At 65.8% G+C, this 14,006-nt stretch carries 13 protein-coding genes; 7 read left to right on the forward strand and 6 right to left on the reverse strand.

Translation table 11 applies throughout. From position 1 onward, the window contains the following. Positions 1 to 41 precede the first annotated feature (41 nt). Together QX121_RS24180 and QX121_RS24185 are read right to left on the reverse strand one after the other, a co-directional pair. A complete protein-coding gene (locus QX121_RS24180) occupies positions 42 to 1,550 on the reverse strand; it encodes a replicative DNA helicase (protein ID WP_315755750.1) in 1,509 nt (502 codons plus the stop codon). Positions 1,551 to 2,191: 641 nt separating this feature from the next. Then, positions 2,192 to 3,442, reverse strand: coding sequence for a cyclopropane-fatty-acyl-phospholipid synthase family protein (locus tag QX121_RS24185; protein WP_315777480.1), 1,251 nt, complete (start codon positions 3,440 to 3,442; stop codon positions 2,192 to 2,194). 422 nt (positions 3,443 to 3,864) lie between these two features. Between QX121_RS24185 and QX121_RS24190 the strand changes: the two genes are divergently transcribed. Further along, a complete protein-coding gene (locus tag QX121_RS24190) occupies positions 3,865 to 4,650 on the forward strand; it encodes a hypothetical protein (protein WP_315739392.1) in 786 nt (261 codons plus the stop codon). Between the two features lie 69 nt (positions 4,651 to 4,719). On the opposite strand, the gene rplI is transcribed toward QX121_RS24190, so the two are convergent. From rplI to rpsF, 4 genes are all read right to left on the reverse strand, one after another. Beyond that, positions 4,720 to 5,313 carry a 50S ribosomal protein L9 gene (gene rplI / locus QX121_RS24195; RefSeq protein WP_315739393.1) on the reverse strand — a complete coding sequence of 198 codons (594 nt, stop codon included), beginning with the start codon at positions 5,311 to 5,313 and terminating at the stop codon, positions 4,720 to 4,722. A 49-nt stretch (positions 5,314 to 5,362) separates the two neighbouring features. Continuing rightward, on the reverse strand, positions 5,363 to 6,313 hold the full coding sequence (locus QX121_RS24200) for a hypothetical protein (protein WP_315813225.1): 951 nt from the start codon (positions 6,311 to 6,313) through the stop codon (positions 5,363 to 5,365). Positions 6,314 to 6,445: 132 nt separating this feature from the next. Continuing rightward, positions 6,446 to 6,685: a 30S ribosomal protein S18 gene (rpsR, locus tag QX121_RS24205; protein WP_008963441.1), complete on the reverse strand. Its 240-nt coding sequence runs from the start codon at positions 6,683 to 6,685 to the stop codon at positions 6,446 to 6,448. Positions 6,686 to 6,690: 5 nt separating this feature from the next. Then, positions 6,691 to 7,155, reverse strand: coding sequence for a 30S ribosomal protein S6 (rpsF, locus tag QX121_RS24210; protein ID WP_315739396.1), 465 nt, complete (start codon positions 7,153 to 7,155; stop codon positions 6,691 to 6,693). Between the two features lie 372 nt (positions 7,156 to 7,527). Between rpsF and fabD the strand changes: the two genes are divergently transcribed. The 6 genes from fabD (at position 7,528) to QX121_RS24240 (ending at position 14,003) form a co-directional block, all read left to right on the forward strand. After that, positions 7,528 to 8,487, forward strand: coding sequence for an ACP S-malonyltransferase (fabD, locus tag QX121_RS24215; RefSeq protein WP_315777482.1), 960 nt, complete (start codon positions 7,528 to 7,530; stop codon positions 8,485 to 8,487). A gap of 33 nt (positions 8,488 to 8,520) precedes the next feature. Then, positions 8,521 to 9,258 carry a 3-oxoacyl-[acyl-carrier-protein] reductase gene (fabG, locus tag QX121_RS24220; protein WP_315739398.1) on the forward strand — a complete coding sequence of 246 codons (738 nt, stop codon included), beginning with the start codon at positions 8,521 to 8,523 and terminating at the stop codon, positions 9,256 to 9,258. A 436-nt stretch (positions 9,259 to 9,694) separates the two neighbouring features. After that, entirely contained in the window at positions 9,695 to 9,934 is a 240-nt protein-coding gene (locus tag QX121_RS24225) for an acyl carrier protein (RefSeq protein ID WP_006610957.1), read from the forward strand. A gap of 220 nt (positions 9,935 to 10,154) precedes the next feature. After that, positions 10,155 to 11,420: a beta-ketoacyl-ACP synthase II gene (fabF, locus tag QX121_RS24230; RefSeq protein WP_315739400.1), complete on the forward strand. Its 1,266-nt coding sequence runs from the start codon at positions 10,155 to 10,157 to the stop codon at positions 11,418 to 11,420. 278 nt (positions 11,421 to 11,698) lie between these two features. Further along, positions 11,699 to 12,991 (forward strand): endolytic transglycosylase MltG, encoded by a 1,293-nt coding sequence (gene mltG / locus QX121_RS24235; protein ID WP_315813226.1) that lies wholly within the window; start codon positions 11,699 to 11,701, stop codon positions 12,989 to 12,991. A 124-nt stretch (positions 12,992 to 13,115) separates the two neighbouring features. Continuing rightward, positions 13,116 to 14,003: a YicC/YloC family endoribonuclease gene (locus QX121_RS24240; RefSeq protein ID WP_315755823.1), complete on the forward strand. Its 888-nt coding sequence runs from the start codon at positions 13,116 to 13,118 to the stop codon at positions 14,001 to 14,003. Positions 14,004 to 14,006 lie beyond the last annotated feature (3 nt).

Genomic DNA, 14,006 nt, shown 5'->3' on the forward strand with positions numbered 1-14,006 from the left:
CGCTTTTACGCGGTGCAGCGTCCCGGTTCAACAGCACACGGTCAATAGTCGTGATGCTGCGGCGGCAGGCCGTCATGGGCGAGGTCGCCGAAGCGCGTGACCGAGGCGTCGAAGTGCAATTCAACCGTGCCGGTCGGACCGTGGCGCTGCTTGCCGATGATCACCTCGGCCTTGCCGAGCGCCAGATCCATTTCCATCTGCCACTTCTGATGCTCCTCGGTGCCGGGGCGCGGCTCCTTGGCGGCGAGGTAGTACTCGCCGCGATACACGAACAGCACCACGTCGGCGTCCTGCTCGATCGAGCCGGATTCACGCAGGTCCGACAGCTGCGGCCGCTTGTCCTCGCGATTCTCGACCTGACGCGACAGCTGCGACAGCGCGATGATGGGAACGCTGAGCTCCTTGGCCAGCGCCTTCAGGCTGGTGGTGATCTCGGTGATTTCCTGCACGCGGTTGTCGTTGCCGCGTTTGCCCGAGCCCGACAGCAGCTGGATGTAGTCGATCACCAGGAGGTCGAGGCCCTTCTGGCGCTTCAGACGGCGGGCGCGCGCCATCACCTGGGCGATCGAGATGCCGCCGGTCTCGTCGACATAGAACGGCAGCGACTGCAGCTCGATCGAGCATTCGCGCAGCTTCTCGAAATCGGCCTCGGTGATGCCGCCGCGGCGGATGTGGCTCGACGGAATGCCGCTGCGCTCGGCGATGATACGGGTGGCGAGCTGCTCGCCGCTCATTTCGCAGGAAAAGAACCCGACCACGCCGCCCTGGGCGGCCCGATAGGTGCCGTCGGGCTGCAATTCGGGAACATAGGCCTGGGCGACGTTGTAGGCGATGTTGGTCGCGAGCGAGGTCTTGCCCATGCCGGGACGGCCGGCGAGGATGATCAAGTCGGAGTGCTGCAGGCCGCCCATCTTGGCGTCGAGATCGCGCAGGCCCGTCGAGATGCCGGACAGCTTGCCGTCGCGCTGGAACGCCTTGGCGGCCATGTCGAGCGCGGTCGTCAGGGCTTGCGAGAATTTCTGGAACCCGCCGTCGTAGCGTCCGGACTCCGCGAGCTCGTACAGCCTGCGCTCGGCGTCCTCGATCTGGTTGCGCGGCGCGAAGTCCACCGGCGCGTCATAGGCGACGTTGACCATGTCCTCGCCGATGCCGATCAGGTCGCGGCGCAACGACAGGTCGTAGATGGTGCGGCCATAGTCCTGGGCGTTGATGATCGTGGTCGCTTCGGCCGCGAGCCGCGCCAGATACTGCCCGACGGTCATGCCGCCGATGTCGACGTCGGCGGGCAGGAACGTCTTCAAGGTCACGGGCGTCGCGACCTTGCCCATCCGGATCAGGCTGGACGCGGTCTCGAACACGGTCTGGTGCAGCGGCTCGAAGAAATGCTTCGGCTCGAGGAAGTCGGACACGCGATAGAACGCGTCGTTGTTGACCAGGATCGCGCCGAGCAGACCCTGTTCCGCCTCGATGTTGTGAGGAGCGCTGCGATAGGCCGGCGTTGCTGCGTCAGCCGGCGCCAGCTTGTGAACGTTCGAATCGGTGAGTGCCATGACCGCGTGTTTAGCAGCTTTGAAGGGGAGGGGATAAAGCGCCAGTCGCGCGCGAAGCGGAAGCGAAAGCTGAGCGCTATTCACCGTCCGGTAAATCTGGTGGATGAATCCGGACTCGCCAGATGTCGCGCTTGACGGAACCGGGGGGACTCAACGCCGCGCAGGCGGGAGCGACGCGCCGCTGCAATCAGGGAACGCGATCGTTCGACAGTTCTGCGATATGGGAACGGGAGCCGGCACGCCCAGGCGCGCCACGGCCGCAAGCGGATCCGCGCGGGACGTCAGACCAGCAGCAGATAGAGGAGGGCGAGGAGGGAGGCACCCACGCCGGCGGCAATCAGCGCGTAGTCGGTGCTGAAGTCGGTCTGCGGTTCCAACATGGCTCTGGCGGGGCTCTGGGACATGCGGGGACACTACGGCCAGGCTTTCCCGGGGTCTGTGAGCCAGTTCACAGACCGCACGATTTGTTTGAAAATTTGAGTCGGATGGGCATGATCTCGCGCGCGAGACGCAACCTGTCCACCGCGCGTCTCAAAATTGAACCCGAGCCCGGCGGGGCGCTGCCGAGCGAATGCGGGCATCCGTCTCTGCAAGACCATCGCACTGACGCCGCCCTCCGCTGTCGTCCCGGGCCGCGCGCGCTACTCCCCCGCCATCCGCAGCGCCGGACGGCTGCCGCGCTCGCGCGCCCGCAGCCGCGTCTCCTCACGGGGGATGTAGTCGCGCGTCATCGGCACGACGCCCTGGCGCTTCGTCAGCTGGATCTGGACATTCATCAGGTTCTGCTTGCGGAACGCCATCTCCGATATCGCCAGGTAGAACTCCCACATTCGCGCGAAGCGCTCGTCATAGAGCTGCACGGCCTCGTCGCGCCGGGCCATGAAGCGTTCGCGCCACGCCTTCAGGGTCTCCGCGTAGTGCAGCCGCAGGATCTCGATGTCGCAGACGAGCAGCCCGGCGCGCTCGATCGCCGGCAGCACCTCCGAGAGGGCTGGGATGTAACCGCCGGGGAAGATGTATTTGGCGATCCATGGATTGGTCGCATCCGGCCCCCCGGAGCGTCCGATCGAATGCAGCAGCATGACGCCGTCGTCCGCGAGCAGCTCGGCGCAGCGGCGAAAGAAGGTGTCGTAGAAGGCGACCCCGACATGCTCGAACATGCCGACCGAGACGATGCGGTCGAAGGTGCCGGGCACGTCGCGATAGTCCTGCAGCAGGAAGCGGGCGGAGGCGGAGAGGTTACGTTCGGCCGCGCGGGCCTCGGCGACCTGCAACTGCTCGGCCGACAAGGTCACGCCGGTCACGTCGGCATCACACATCTCAGCCAGGTAAAGTCCAAGCCCGCCCCAGCCGCAGCCGATGTCGAGGATGCGATGGCGGCGGCCGATCAGCAGCTTGGCCGCCAGATGACGTTTCTTGGCGAGCTGGGCCTCGTCCAGCGTCGCGTCCGGCGTCTCGAAATAGGCGCAGGAATATTGCCGGTCGGCATCGAGGAACAGCGAATACAGCCGGCCGTCGAGATCGTAATGATGGGCGACGTTGCGGCGCGCGCGTCCCCTGACGTTGAGCTGGCGCAGATGGCGGGCCAGGTAGCGCAGCCACCATTGCGGTTTTGCCCAGTCGGGCACCACGGCCGGCTGGCTCATCACGATCGACAGCAGATCCGCGATCGATCCCCGTTCGACCACGAACGAGCCGTCCATATAGATCTCGCCGAGCGCGAGCTCGGGATTGGCCAGAAGCCGGCGCTCGGCTTCATGGGTCAGAAATCGTGCCGCCACGGGAACACCGGTTCCATCCCCGCAGCTGAACGTCGTGCCGCTGGCGGTCGTAAAGCTGATCGACCCACGGCAAATGAAGCTACTCAACAGACTTCGCAGCAAACGGTCCATCCACACCACCCAACGAGCCATCCCGTGAGTTGTTGACTTTCCCGGCCGTCGCACTCGACGCATCGAGAACCGATTGGTTCCCTGTCATCACCTTGTTATGTTACTCAGCGGGCACAAGCCGACGCCACTGCCATGAACACAACGCCGATATTCCGTCATGTCATTGATCGATGGACATCTCAGCGCAGGAACATCTGTGCGCTTTCATTCGCTCCGCAATCCGTTAAAAAGGCCGCGGCCGCCGGCCTTTTGGCCGGTGTCCGGCATCTGACCGCCGGACGAGGTCCGAAGGAATCGCCATCGAGGGCGTGGAGCGACCGCAACGTCCGCTGTCACGTTCGGCTGATAGCGAGAGGAAACACGGCAGCGGATGTCGCGCGGGGGCGGCGCCGTGTGGGCGAAACCATAGCTGGAGAATGAGAATGGTGGGCCGAGCGCTCAATTTGGCGACGGTGGTGGCGGTGTTCTGCATGGGCTTTGCGGGGGCCGCCGTTGCGCAGGAAAATCTCGATGCGGGCAAGAGTCCTGCGCAGATCTACAACGGGACCTGCGTGGTCTGCCACAAGTCGCCGCGCGGCCTGGTCAAGAACACCTCGGCCGGCTCGCTGCCCGGGTTTCTGCGCCAGCATTATACGACGAGCCCCGAGATGGCCGGCGTGCTCGCCAACTACCTGATTGCGAACGGCGCTGCGGATGCGCGCTACACGGGCCATTCGGCCAAGGACGGCAAGGAGACGCGGTCCGAGCGCCGCGCCCGGTCGGCCGCCACCGAGCCGTCGGAGGCGAAGCCAGCCGCCGCGGATGCTGCTGCCAGCCCAGGCGAGCCGCGCCGCCGTTCGGGTCATCACTCCAAGCGCTCCGCGCCGGCCGAGGCGAAGCCCGACGCGGCAGCGGATCCAACCGCTGCGCCGGCCGACGGCGAGGGCAGCGCGCCCGCGAAGAAGGGCAGGCTCGGCAAGCGCAAGAAGCCGGCCCAGGAGGGCTCGGCTGCGGAGGAGACGCGCGGCGAGCCGACCGGTGCGACCCGGCCGTCGCCGTCGCGCGAGGACAGCGCCGCCGGCTCCGAGCCGCCGCGGGTCGAGCCGGCGAGATCGAGCGACGCCGCCCCGGCGCTGCGGGCCGATCCGGTCCCACCGGTGACGCCGGCGCCGGCCACGACCCAGTCGGTGCCGTCGGATCCCTCGGTTCCGTCCTCGCCCTCGCGGTGAGACGACAATGAAAAAATGAAAAAGCCCGGCTCGTTGAGCCGGGCTTTTCCGCAAATGGGCTGAGCGCGCTTACTGCTGCGCGGGCTCGCCGGCAGCGCCCTCGTCCTGGGCCTCCGGATCGAAGAACTCGCCGGCGGCGGCAATCGCTTCGGCGGCGGCGTCGCGGTCCTCCTGGCGGGTCGAGATGTCCTCGCCGCGCTTGATGCGCTCGGCCTCGTCGGCGCTGCGGGCGACCGTCACGGTCACCGAGGTCTCGACCTCCGGGTGGATCGCGATGGTGATCGTTTGCTTGCCGATCGTCTTGATCGGGGCGTCGAGCCAGACCTGCGGCCGGCTGACGGTGATGCCGTCGGCGGCGAGCGCGGCGACGATGTCACGCACCGAGACCGAGCCGAACAGCTGGCCGGATTCGGAGGCCTGGCGGATGATGACGATGTCGCGGCCGTCGATCTTCTCGGCGACCTTGGCCGCCTCGCCCTTGGCCTTGATATTGTTGGCCTCGAGATCGGCCTTCATGCCCTCGTACTTGGCCTTGTTCTCGGCCGTCGCCCGCAGCGCCTTCTTGCGCTTCAGCAGGAAGTTGCGGGCGAACCCGTCCTTGACCTTCACGATCTCGCCCATCTGGCCGAGCTTGGCGACACGTTCCAGCAGAATGACTTCCATCGATGTTCTCCTTGTGATGTTCGGAAGCGGTTGGTGTGAGGTTGAGCCTTTACGGCACCGGCAAAGGCGGCGGCTGCCGCGGGCCGAAACGGTGGCGGAGGTCGAAGGCGGCGTCGGCGAGGCCGAGGACGATCATCGCCAGCATGGGGATCGGCCAGATGAAGGTCAGCATCAGCGCGTAGGCGAGGCCGAGCCAGAGCGGCCGGGTGCGCAGTGGCAAGGTCAGCGTATGCAGGACCGCGAAGCCGGTCAGCGCATAGGCGGTCAGCAGCGCTGCGGCGGCGATCCGCGCCAACATGCCGATCAGTCCGCCTGGGAAGCAGAAGGCGATGATCGCAAACAGCGCCGGAAGCGTCATCAGCGGCAGCTTGGTGTCACGCAGGCGAGGCCATGGGCGCATCAGCCGGCCGGAGATCGCCGTGATCTTTGCGGCTGCCAGAACGTTGAGCGACAGGATCGTGGTCATGATCACCGCGGCCATGGGCGGCGCCATGAAGACCAAGAGCTCGATCAGCCGGGGAATGTCGACCGCGTCGGTCGACGTGACGGTATTGCCGAGCACGCGCGACAGCAGCCGCCTGAGACCCTGATTGGTGGCCGTCATGTCGGTGCCGAAGGAGAACGCGGCGATCAGCGCCGCGATCACCGCGATCCACAGCAGGATATGGCCGGGCGGATACCATTCGATGCCATCCTGGCCGGACGGGCTGGTCGTCGGACGGCCGAGCAGGACGAGGTGGCCGAGCCACCAGGCCGGCAGCGTCACGGAGACGGCAAAGGCGAGAGCGCGATCGAAGCCGAAGATGGCCAGCACGCAAGCGGTTGCTACGAGACCGCCGATGACAGCGCAAATCCGGCCCCAGGCGATTGCGGCGACCAGCAGCGGCACGGGCGCGAGCAGCGCAAGCACGAGCGCCGTCATCACGCCCGACCCGGTCGAGGCGAACATGACCGCGGAGGCAGCGCCTGCCGCGAGCGCGATGAGAAGCGTTCCGATCATCAGCTGTCCCGCTCCCTTCGAGCGGTTAGAGGCGTGATGGCCCCAACCATCGGCGACCGGACGACCCGGAAGCCTTATGAGAATTCAACGAGAGGAGCCGGCGGCGCGGGGCCGCCGGTCCGAGGTCCGCAATCAGCGGATGACGTAGGGCAGCAGGCCGAGGAAGCGGGCGCGCTTGATGGCGCGCGCGAGCTCGCGCTGCTTCTTTGCCGAGACGGCCGTAATGCGGCTCGGCACGATCTTGCCGCGCTCGGACACGTAGCGCATCAGCAGCTTGGAGTCCTTGTAGTCGATCTTCGGCGCGTTCGGCCCGGAGAACGGGCAGGTCTTGCGGCGGCGGAAGAACGGGCGACGTGCGGGGGCTTCAGCCATTGATCTTACTCCTCGTCCGCAGTTTCTTCGTCACGGGGACGGCGCGGGGGACCGCGATCACCACGGTCGCCACGATCACCGCGGAAACCGCCGCCATCGCGCTCACCGCGAAAGCCGCCGCCACGGTCGTCGCGCTCACGGTCGCGATCGGCCTTGCGCATCATCGCCGACGGACCTTCCTCGAGCTCGTCGACGCGGACGCTCAGGTAACGGATCACGTCCTCGCTGATCCGCTCCTGACGCTCGATCTCGGCGATCGCCGCCGAAGGCGCGTCGATGTTGAGCAGCACGAAGTGCGCCTTGCGGTTCTTGTTCATGCGGTAGGTGAGGGAGCGAACGCCCCAATTCTCGGTCTTGGTGATCTTGCCGCCGAGACCTTCGACGATGCCGGTCATCTGGGCTGTCAGTTCTTCCACCTGCTGGGTGCTCGCGTCCTGACGCGCGAGAAAAACATGCTCATAAAGAGGCATGGCTGTCCTTTCCATGTTGGCGCAGATCTCGGCGTCAAGCCCTTCGAGCCCTTGTGGAAAGGACTCGCAGACGTCAGCTCAGAAGGCGGGAACACGGGACGACGGGCCGACTGGCCCTGCCCCATCAAAGTCGCCTGGACATCCTGGAGGAGATACATCCCCAGGATCGAGCAAGGTTAATTTGCTGGGACCGTCCGTTCAGCTCCCGGCTCGGGATCCACGGATGGCGGGCCTTATACCGATTTTCGGCGCCAAGGCAAGGGAAAGTGGTCGAATTGCGCCCGTCACGCGCTTGACATCCCGGCCTTTGCCAGTGTCTTTCCGGCCAAAGCTACTCAATTCCAGGGATTTTGGAACGTTCAGGGGTCGGCCATGACGGCAGCATTCACTTTTCCGGGGCAGGGGTCCCAGGCCGTCGGCATGGGCAAGGCGCTCGCGGACGCCTTCCCGGTCGCCCGCTCCGTGTTCGAGGAGGTCGACGCCGCCCTCGGCGAGAAGCTGACCGCCCTCATCTGGGAAGGCCCGGCCGAAACCCTGCAATTGACCGAGAACGCCCAGCCCGCCCTGATGGCGGTTTCGATGGCAACCTTGCGGGTGCTGGAGGCCGAGGCGGGGTTCTCGGTCGGGCGTGATGCGGCCTTCGTCGCCGGCCACTCCCTCGGCGAATATTCGGCACTCGCGGCTGCCGGCAGCCTGACCATCGCCGACACCGCCCGCCTGCTGCGGACGCGCGGTCTCGCCATGCAGAAGGCCGTTCCGGTGGGCGTCGGCGCCATGGCCGCGCTGCTCGGGATGGATTACGAAGCCGCCGTGGCTGTCGCCGACGAGGCGGCCCAGGGCGAGGTCTGCCAGGCCGCCAACGACAATGGCGGAGGGCAAGTGGTGGTGTCCGGCAACAAGGCCGCCGTCGACCGCGCGGTCGAGATCGCGCGCGGCAAGGGCGCCAAGCGCGCCATGCTGCTGCCGGTCTCCGCGCCGTTCCATTGCAAGCTCATGCAGCCGGCGGCGGACGTCATGGCGGAGGCGCTGTCCAGGGTCACCATCAAGGCGCCGGCCGCGCCGCTGGTCTCGAACGTGCTCGCGGCGCCGATCAGTGATCCCGACGAGATTCGCCGTCGCCTGGTCGAGCAGGTCACGGGTACGGTGCGCTGGCGCGAATCGATCGCCTATATGGCGAGCCAGGGCGTGACGCGGTTTTTCGAAATCGGCGCCGGCAAGGTGCTGAGCGGCCTGGTCAAGCGGATCGCGGACGGTGCGGTCGGTGTCGCCGTCGGCGGACCGGCGGACATTGCGGCCGCCAAGGATGCCTTGGCGGCGGCCAAAACGTCGTAAGGGGCTGCGTGCAGCGGCATTGAGGAGAGTTTGATGTTCGATCTGAGTGGCAGGACCGCGCTGGTCACCGGCGCGACCGGCGGCATCGGCAATGCGATCGCCAAGGCATTGCATGCCCAGGGAGCGACCGTGGCCGTTTCCGGCACCCGGCGCGAGGTGCTCGAGACCCTCGCGGGCGAGCTGGGCAGCCGCGTGCACGTGCTGCCCTGCAATCTGTCGGATACGGCCGAGGTCGAGGCGCTGGTACCGGCCGCCGAACAGGCCATGGGGCAGGTCGACATTCTCGTCGCCAACGCCGGCATCACCCGCGACAACCTGTTCGTGCAGCTGCGCGACGAGGATTGGGACGAAGTGATCAAGGTCAACCTGACCGCGACATTCCGCCTCTCGCGTGCCGCCACCAAGCTGATGATGCGCAAGCGCTTCGGCCGCATCATCGCGATCACCTCGATCGTCGGCGTCACCGGCAATCCGGGGCAGGGCAATTACACGGCGTCCAAGGCCGGCATCATCGGCATGATCAAGACGCTCGGTGCCGAATATGCCAAGCGCGGCGTGACCGCCAACTGCATCGCCCCGGGCTTCATCAAGACACCGATGACCGACGCGTTGAACGAGAAGCAGCGCGAGTCGATCCTCGCCAAGGTGCCGGCGGCGCGGTTGGGCACGCCCGAGGACATTGCTGCAGCTGCGGTGTACCTCGCCTCAAACGAGGCGGCCTATGTCACGGGCCAGACCATCCACGTCAATGGCGGCATGGCCATGATCTAGGCTCTGCCGCGGCTCGGAATGCGGCGAAAAGACGTCGCGACCACCATACCGGGCCGTGTGGTCAATGATTCGCGTGTATGGTAACCGGGCGGCTGATGGGGGCACGAAGAACGCCATTGCAGGATTTCCAAACCCTGTATATTGGCGGGGCGAGCTACCATCGTTCGCCGGGCCTCCGTCGACTGGTGCTGCTGATCCGGGTTTCTGTTTGAGCGCTCTGGATCGGAGGCGTACCGGCCTCATGGAGAGTGTGGATTGGAGTTTGTGAGTGGCCCCGTTTCCGAAGTTTTCGGACCGCAAGTCGTCCGCCAAATTTCGGTAAAGGGGCGCTGCGGGGCAAATCTGGTTTTGCGCGATCGCGAAGGAAGTTTAGCGGCCGGGGTGATGCGGATCATCCGGGGGTCGGGTCTTAAAGGAACAAGCACGAGGTTGAACGATGAGTGAGATTGGCGAGCGGGTTAAGAAGATCGTGGTCGAACACCTTGGTGTCGAGCCCGAGAAAGTGGTCGACAACGCGAGCTTCATTGACGACCTCGGTGCTGACAGCCTCGACACGGTCGAGCTCGTCATGGCCTTCGAGGAGGAGTTCGGTTGCGAGATTCCGGACGACGCCGCGGAGACGATCCTGACTGTCGGCGACGCCACCAAGTTCCTCGAGAAGAACGCCAAGAGCTGACGCTCTAGCGAAGTTGCGCGAAACCGGCCGATCCGTCTTGTGCGGTCGACCGGTTTCTTGCTGTTGGCGGCGTCGCGATGAGCCGTCATCTGGCGGCCGGCGACGGACGATTCGGACGCGCTGCCTGGCCAGAACGTGTTACTCGAACAATTGACCCGAGGTGCGGCGACGGCAGTCAGCCGATCCACAAGCGCTCAAGGTCGGGTCTGGAGAAGCGAACATGAGGCGGGTTGTCGTCACTGGCCTTGGTATGGTTTCGCCGCTTGGCTGTGGTGTGGAAACGACCTGGCAGCGCATCCTTCAGGGCAAGAGCGGTGCGCGCTTGATCGAGTCGTTCGACGTCTCCGATCTTCCCGCCAAGGTGGCCTGTCAGGTGCCGCGCGGCGATGGTTCCGACGGCACCTTCAATGCCGACCAGTGGATGGAGCCGAAGGACCAGCGCAAGGTCGACGATTTCATCATTTTCGCGATGGCTGCGGCGCGTCAGGCGCTCGATGACGCCAACTGGCATCCGGCAACGGAAGAGGACCGCTGCGCCACCGGCACGTTGATCGGGTCCGGCATCGGTGGCCTCTCGGGCATTGCCGACACTGCGATCCTCCTGAAGGAACGCGGTCCGCGCAAGGTGTCGCCCTTCTTCATTCCCGGACGTCTGATCAACCTCGCCTCGGGCTATGTCTCGATCGAGCACGGGCTCAAGGGCCCCAATCATTCGGTGGTCACCGCCTGCTCGACCGGCGCGCATGCGATCGGCGACGCCAGCCGCCTGATCGCGCTCGGCGATGCCGATGTCATGGTCGCCGGCGGCACCGAATCGCCGATTTGCCGAATCGGCATGGCCGGGTTCTGCGCGGCGCGCACGCTGTCGACCGGATTCAACGAGACGCCCGAGCGGGCATCGCGCCCTTACGACAAGGACCGCGACGGCTTCGTGATGGGCGAGGGCGCCGGTGTGGTCGTGCTCGAGGAGTATGAGCACGCCAAGGCACGCGGCGCGCGGATCTACGCCGAAGTCTCCGGCTACGGACTATCCGGAGATGCCTATCACATCACCTCGCCATCTCCGGACGGCGACGGCGGCTTTCGCAGCATGAGTGCCGCCTTGAAGCGTGCCGGCATCACGGCAGCCGATCTCGACTACATCAACGCCCACGGCACCTCGACGCAGGTCGGCGACGAGATCGAGCTCGGCGCCGTCGAGCGTCTGCTCGGCAATTCCGCGTCGAAGATCTCGATGTCCTCGACCAAATCGTCGATCGGTCATCTCCTGGGAGCTGCGGGCGCCGTCGAAGCGATCTTCAGCATTCTCGCGATTCGGGATAACATCGCTCCGCCGACGATCAACCTGGAGAACCCGTCGGTGGAGACCGCGATCGACCTCGTGCCGCATGCGCCTCGCAAACGCGAGATCAACGTGGCGCTGTCGAACTCGTTTGGTTTCGGCGGCACCAACGCGTCGGTGGTTTTGCGGCGCGTGGCGAACTAGTGCGGAAGGACGGATGCCGCTCGGGCCGATTGTCGCTTGGTCACGTGGATATCCGACTGCAGCCACACTAGAACCCAAGACTTCGCGTGTCCTTCGCAGGTCGGCCTTCGGCGCCGATGCGGTAAGTGGATGCGCATGGCGGTGAGGCCCGGCGAAAACACCTTTTCGCCGTATTCGATGACGACATGACGAATCGTTAAATTGGGCGTGGACTTCAGGTCGCTTGCGTTGGGGAGCGCACGGCCACGACGAGAGCGACAGGACTGAAGGTTGCATCGATGAGTGAACGGCCGCCCATCTCACCCCGCAGCCCGCGCGCAGCGCTGGAGCCGGAACGCGTGCCGCCGCCGCCGCGCCGCTCCGACCGCGCCCGCAATCCGTTCGTGGTGGTCGGCAATGCGATCATCACCTTGCTCATCCTGGCCATGCTCGGCGTGGGCGCGGCCTACTATTATGGACGGCAGATCCTCGAAGCGGCAGGACCGCTGCAGGAGGACAAGATCGTCAACATCCCGCAGCGCGCGGGTAAACGCGATATTGCCGACGTACTCGCGCGTGAAGGCGTGATCGACGTCAATCCGTGGATCTTCATTGGTGGGGTCTATGCCCTGAAGGCCAGTTCCGACCTCAAGCCGGGCGAGTATGCGTTCCAGAAGAATGCGTCGTTGCGCGACGTGATCGGCGTCATCGTCGAAGGCAAGGTCGTGCAGCATTCGGTGACCGTGCCCGAGGGCCTGACGTCAGAGCAGATCGTGGCCCGCCTGTCCGAAAACGAGATCTTCACCGGCAGCGTCCGCGAGATTCCGCGCGAAGGCACGTTGTTGCCGGAGACCTACAAGTTCCCGCGCGGCACCAGCCGCGACCAGGTCGTGCAACGCATGCAGCAGGCGCAGAAGCGGGTGTTGGCCGAGATCTGGGAACGGCGTAGTCCGGATCTGCCGGTCAGGACGCCGGAGCAGCTGGTGACGCTGGCTTCGATCGTCGAAAAGGAGACCGGCAAGCCCGACGAGCGCAGCCGGGTGGCCGCCGTATTCGTCAACCGGCTGAAGCAGAGGATCAAGCTGCAGTCCGATCCGACCATCATCTATGGTCTGGTTGGCGGCAAGGGCACGCTGGGCCGTCCGATCAAGCGCAGCGAGATCACCCAGCCGTCGCCCTACAACACTTATGTGATCGAGGGCCTGCCGCCGGGACCGATCTCCAACCCCGGCCGCGCCTCGCTGGAAGCGACGGCCAATCCGGCGCGCACGCGCGATCTCTATTTCGTCGCCGACGGCACCGGCGGCCATGCGTTCACTGAAACCTACGACCTGCACCAGAAGAACGTCGCCAAGCTCAGGGCGATGGAGCGGCAGACCCAGAACGACACGGTCGAGCCCGACGAGGCGCCGCCTGCCGTCGCGGGCGGCACGGCCGATCCGGCGGCCGGAGCGGCGGCCCCACGGGTTCCCGCAGCGGCAAAGAAGCCGCCGGCCAACCGCGCCACCGGCGGAGTTGCGCCGGGGGCCGCACCTGGCAATGGCGCCCGTCAGGGGGCGGCGCAGCCGAGCCCGCCGGTCGTTCAGCAATAATTTCCCACGCATGTCGGCCGCGCAGAACCGGGCTTAACATTTGCCCAAAAGGCCGTAAGGTTCGCGCACTTTTGGCGGGGGCTGAGTCTGTCCTCGTTCCCAATGTGCCGGAGACATGGACGAAATGGCGCTGTCGAGCATGACCGGCTTTGCCCGTAGCCACGGAGCAAGCGGTCCCTACTCGTTCGAGTGGGAGTTGAAGTCGGTCAACGCCAAGGGATTGGACATCCGGGTGCGGTTGCCGCAGGGCTGGGACGAGGTCGAGGCCTTCGCCAAGAAGCGCGCAACGGAAGTCCTGTCGCGCGGCACCGTCTATGCGAATCTCACCGTCAAGCGCACCGAGACCGGGTCGACGGTGCGAATCAACGAGGACGTGCTGGCTGCGGTGGTGAAGATGGCGAGCTCGCTTGCGGGCCGGATCGACGCGGTCGCACCGAGCATCGATGGGCTGTTGTCGATCAAGGGCGTGATCGAGGTGGCGGAGCCGGAGAGTGACGAGGCCGAGGACAAGGCCGCCAAGGAGGCGGCGATCGCGGCGTTCGAGACCGCGCTGAAGCATCTCGTCGAGATGCGCCGGCGCGAGGGCGACACACTCGGACAAATCCTCAATCAGCGCGTCGACGAGATCGAGGCGCTGGCGAAAAAGGCGGAGGCATCGCCGGGCCGCAAGCCCGAGGCGATCAAGGCGCGGCTGGCCGAGCAGGTGGCAGCCTTACTCGAGACCTCCGATCGTTTCGATCCCGATCGCCTGGCGCAGGAGGCGCTGCTGATCGCGGCCAAGGCCGACGTGCGCGAGGAGCTCGATCGCATTGCCTCGCACATCGCGCAGGCGCGCGAGATGCTCGGCAAGGGCGGGCCTGTTGGCCGCCGGCTCGACTTCCTCGCCCAGGAATTCCATCGCGAGGTCAACACCACCTGCTCGAAGTCGAACGATATCGAGCTGACGAACATCGGCCTCGAGATGAAGACCGTGGTCGAGCAGTTCCGCGAACAGGTTCAGAATCTGGAGTGATCC

Source organism: Bradyrhizobium sp. SZCCHNR2028 (genome assembly GCF_032380995.1).
Lineage (GTDB): Bacteria > Pseudomonadota > Alphaproteobacteria > Rhizobiales > Xanthobacteraceae > Bradyrhizobium.

Coding starts and splice junctions, on each gene's coding strand:
- QX121_RS24180 (WP_315755750.1), bottom strand. CDS start 1,550: ATGGCACTCACCGATTCGAACGTTCACAAGCTGGCGCCGGCTGACGCA.
- QX121_RS24185 (WP_315777480.1), bottom strand. CDS start 3,442: ATGGACCGTTTGCTGCGAAGTCTGTTGAGTAGCTTCATTTGCCGTGGG.
- QX121_RS24190 (WP_315739392.1), top strand. CDS start 3,865: ATGGTGGGCCGAGCGCTCAATTTGGCGACGGTGGTGGCGGTGTTCTGC.
- rplI (WP_315739393.1), bottom strand. CDS start 5,313: ATGGAAGTCATTCTGCTGGAACGTGTCGCCAAGCTCGGCCAGATGGGC.
- QX121_RS24200 (WP_315813225.1), bottom strand. CDS start 6,313: ATGATCGGAACGCTTCTCATCGCGCTCGCGGCAGGCGCTGCCTCCGCG.
- rpsR (WP_008963441.1), bottom strand. CDS start 6,685: ATGGCTGAAGCCCCCGCACGTCGCCCGTTCTTCCGCCGCCGCAAGACC.
- rpsF (WP_315739396.1), bottom strand. CDS start 7,155: ATGCCTCTTTATGAGCATGTTTTTCTCGCGCGTCAGGACGCGAGCACC.
- fabD (WP_315777482.1), top strand. CDS start 7,528: ATGACGGCAGCATTCACTTTTCCGGGGCAGGGGTCCCAGGCCGTCGGC.
- fabG (WP_315739398.1), top strand. CDS start 8,521: ATGTTCGATCTGAGTGGCAGGACCGCGCTGGTCACCGGCGCGACCGGC.
- QX121_RS24225 (WP_006610957.1), top strand. CDS start 9,695: ATGAGTGAGATTGGCGAGCGGGTTAAGAAGATCGTGGTCGAACACCTT.
- fabF (WP_315739400.1), top strand. CDS start 10,155: ATGAGGCGGGTTGTCGTCACTGGCCTTGGTATGGTTTCGCCGCTTGGC.
- mltG (WP_315813226.1), top strand. CDS start 11,699: ATGAGTGAACGGCCGCCCATCTCACCCCGCAGCCCGCGCGCAGCGCTG.
- QX121_RS24240 (WP_315755823.1), top strand. CDS start 13,116: ATGGCGCTGTCGAGCATGACCGGCTTTGCCCGTAGCCACGGAGCAAGC.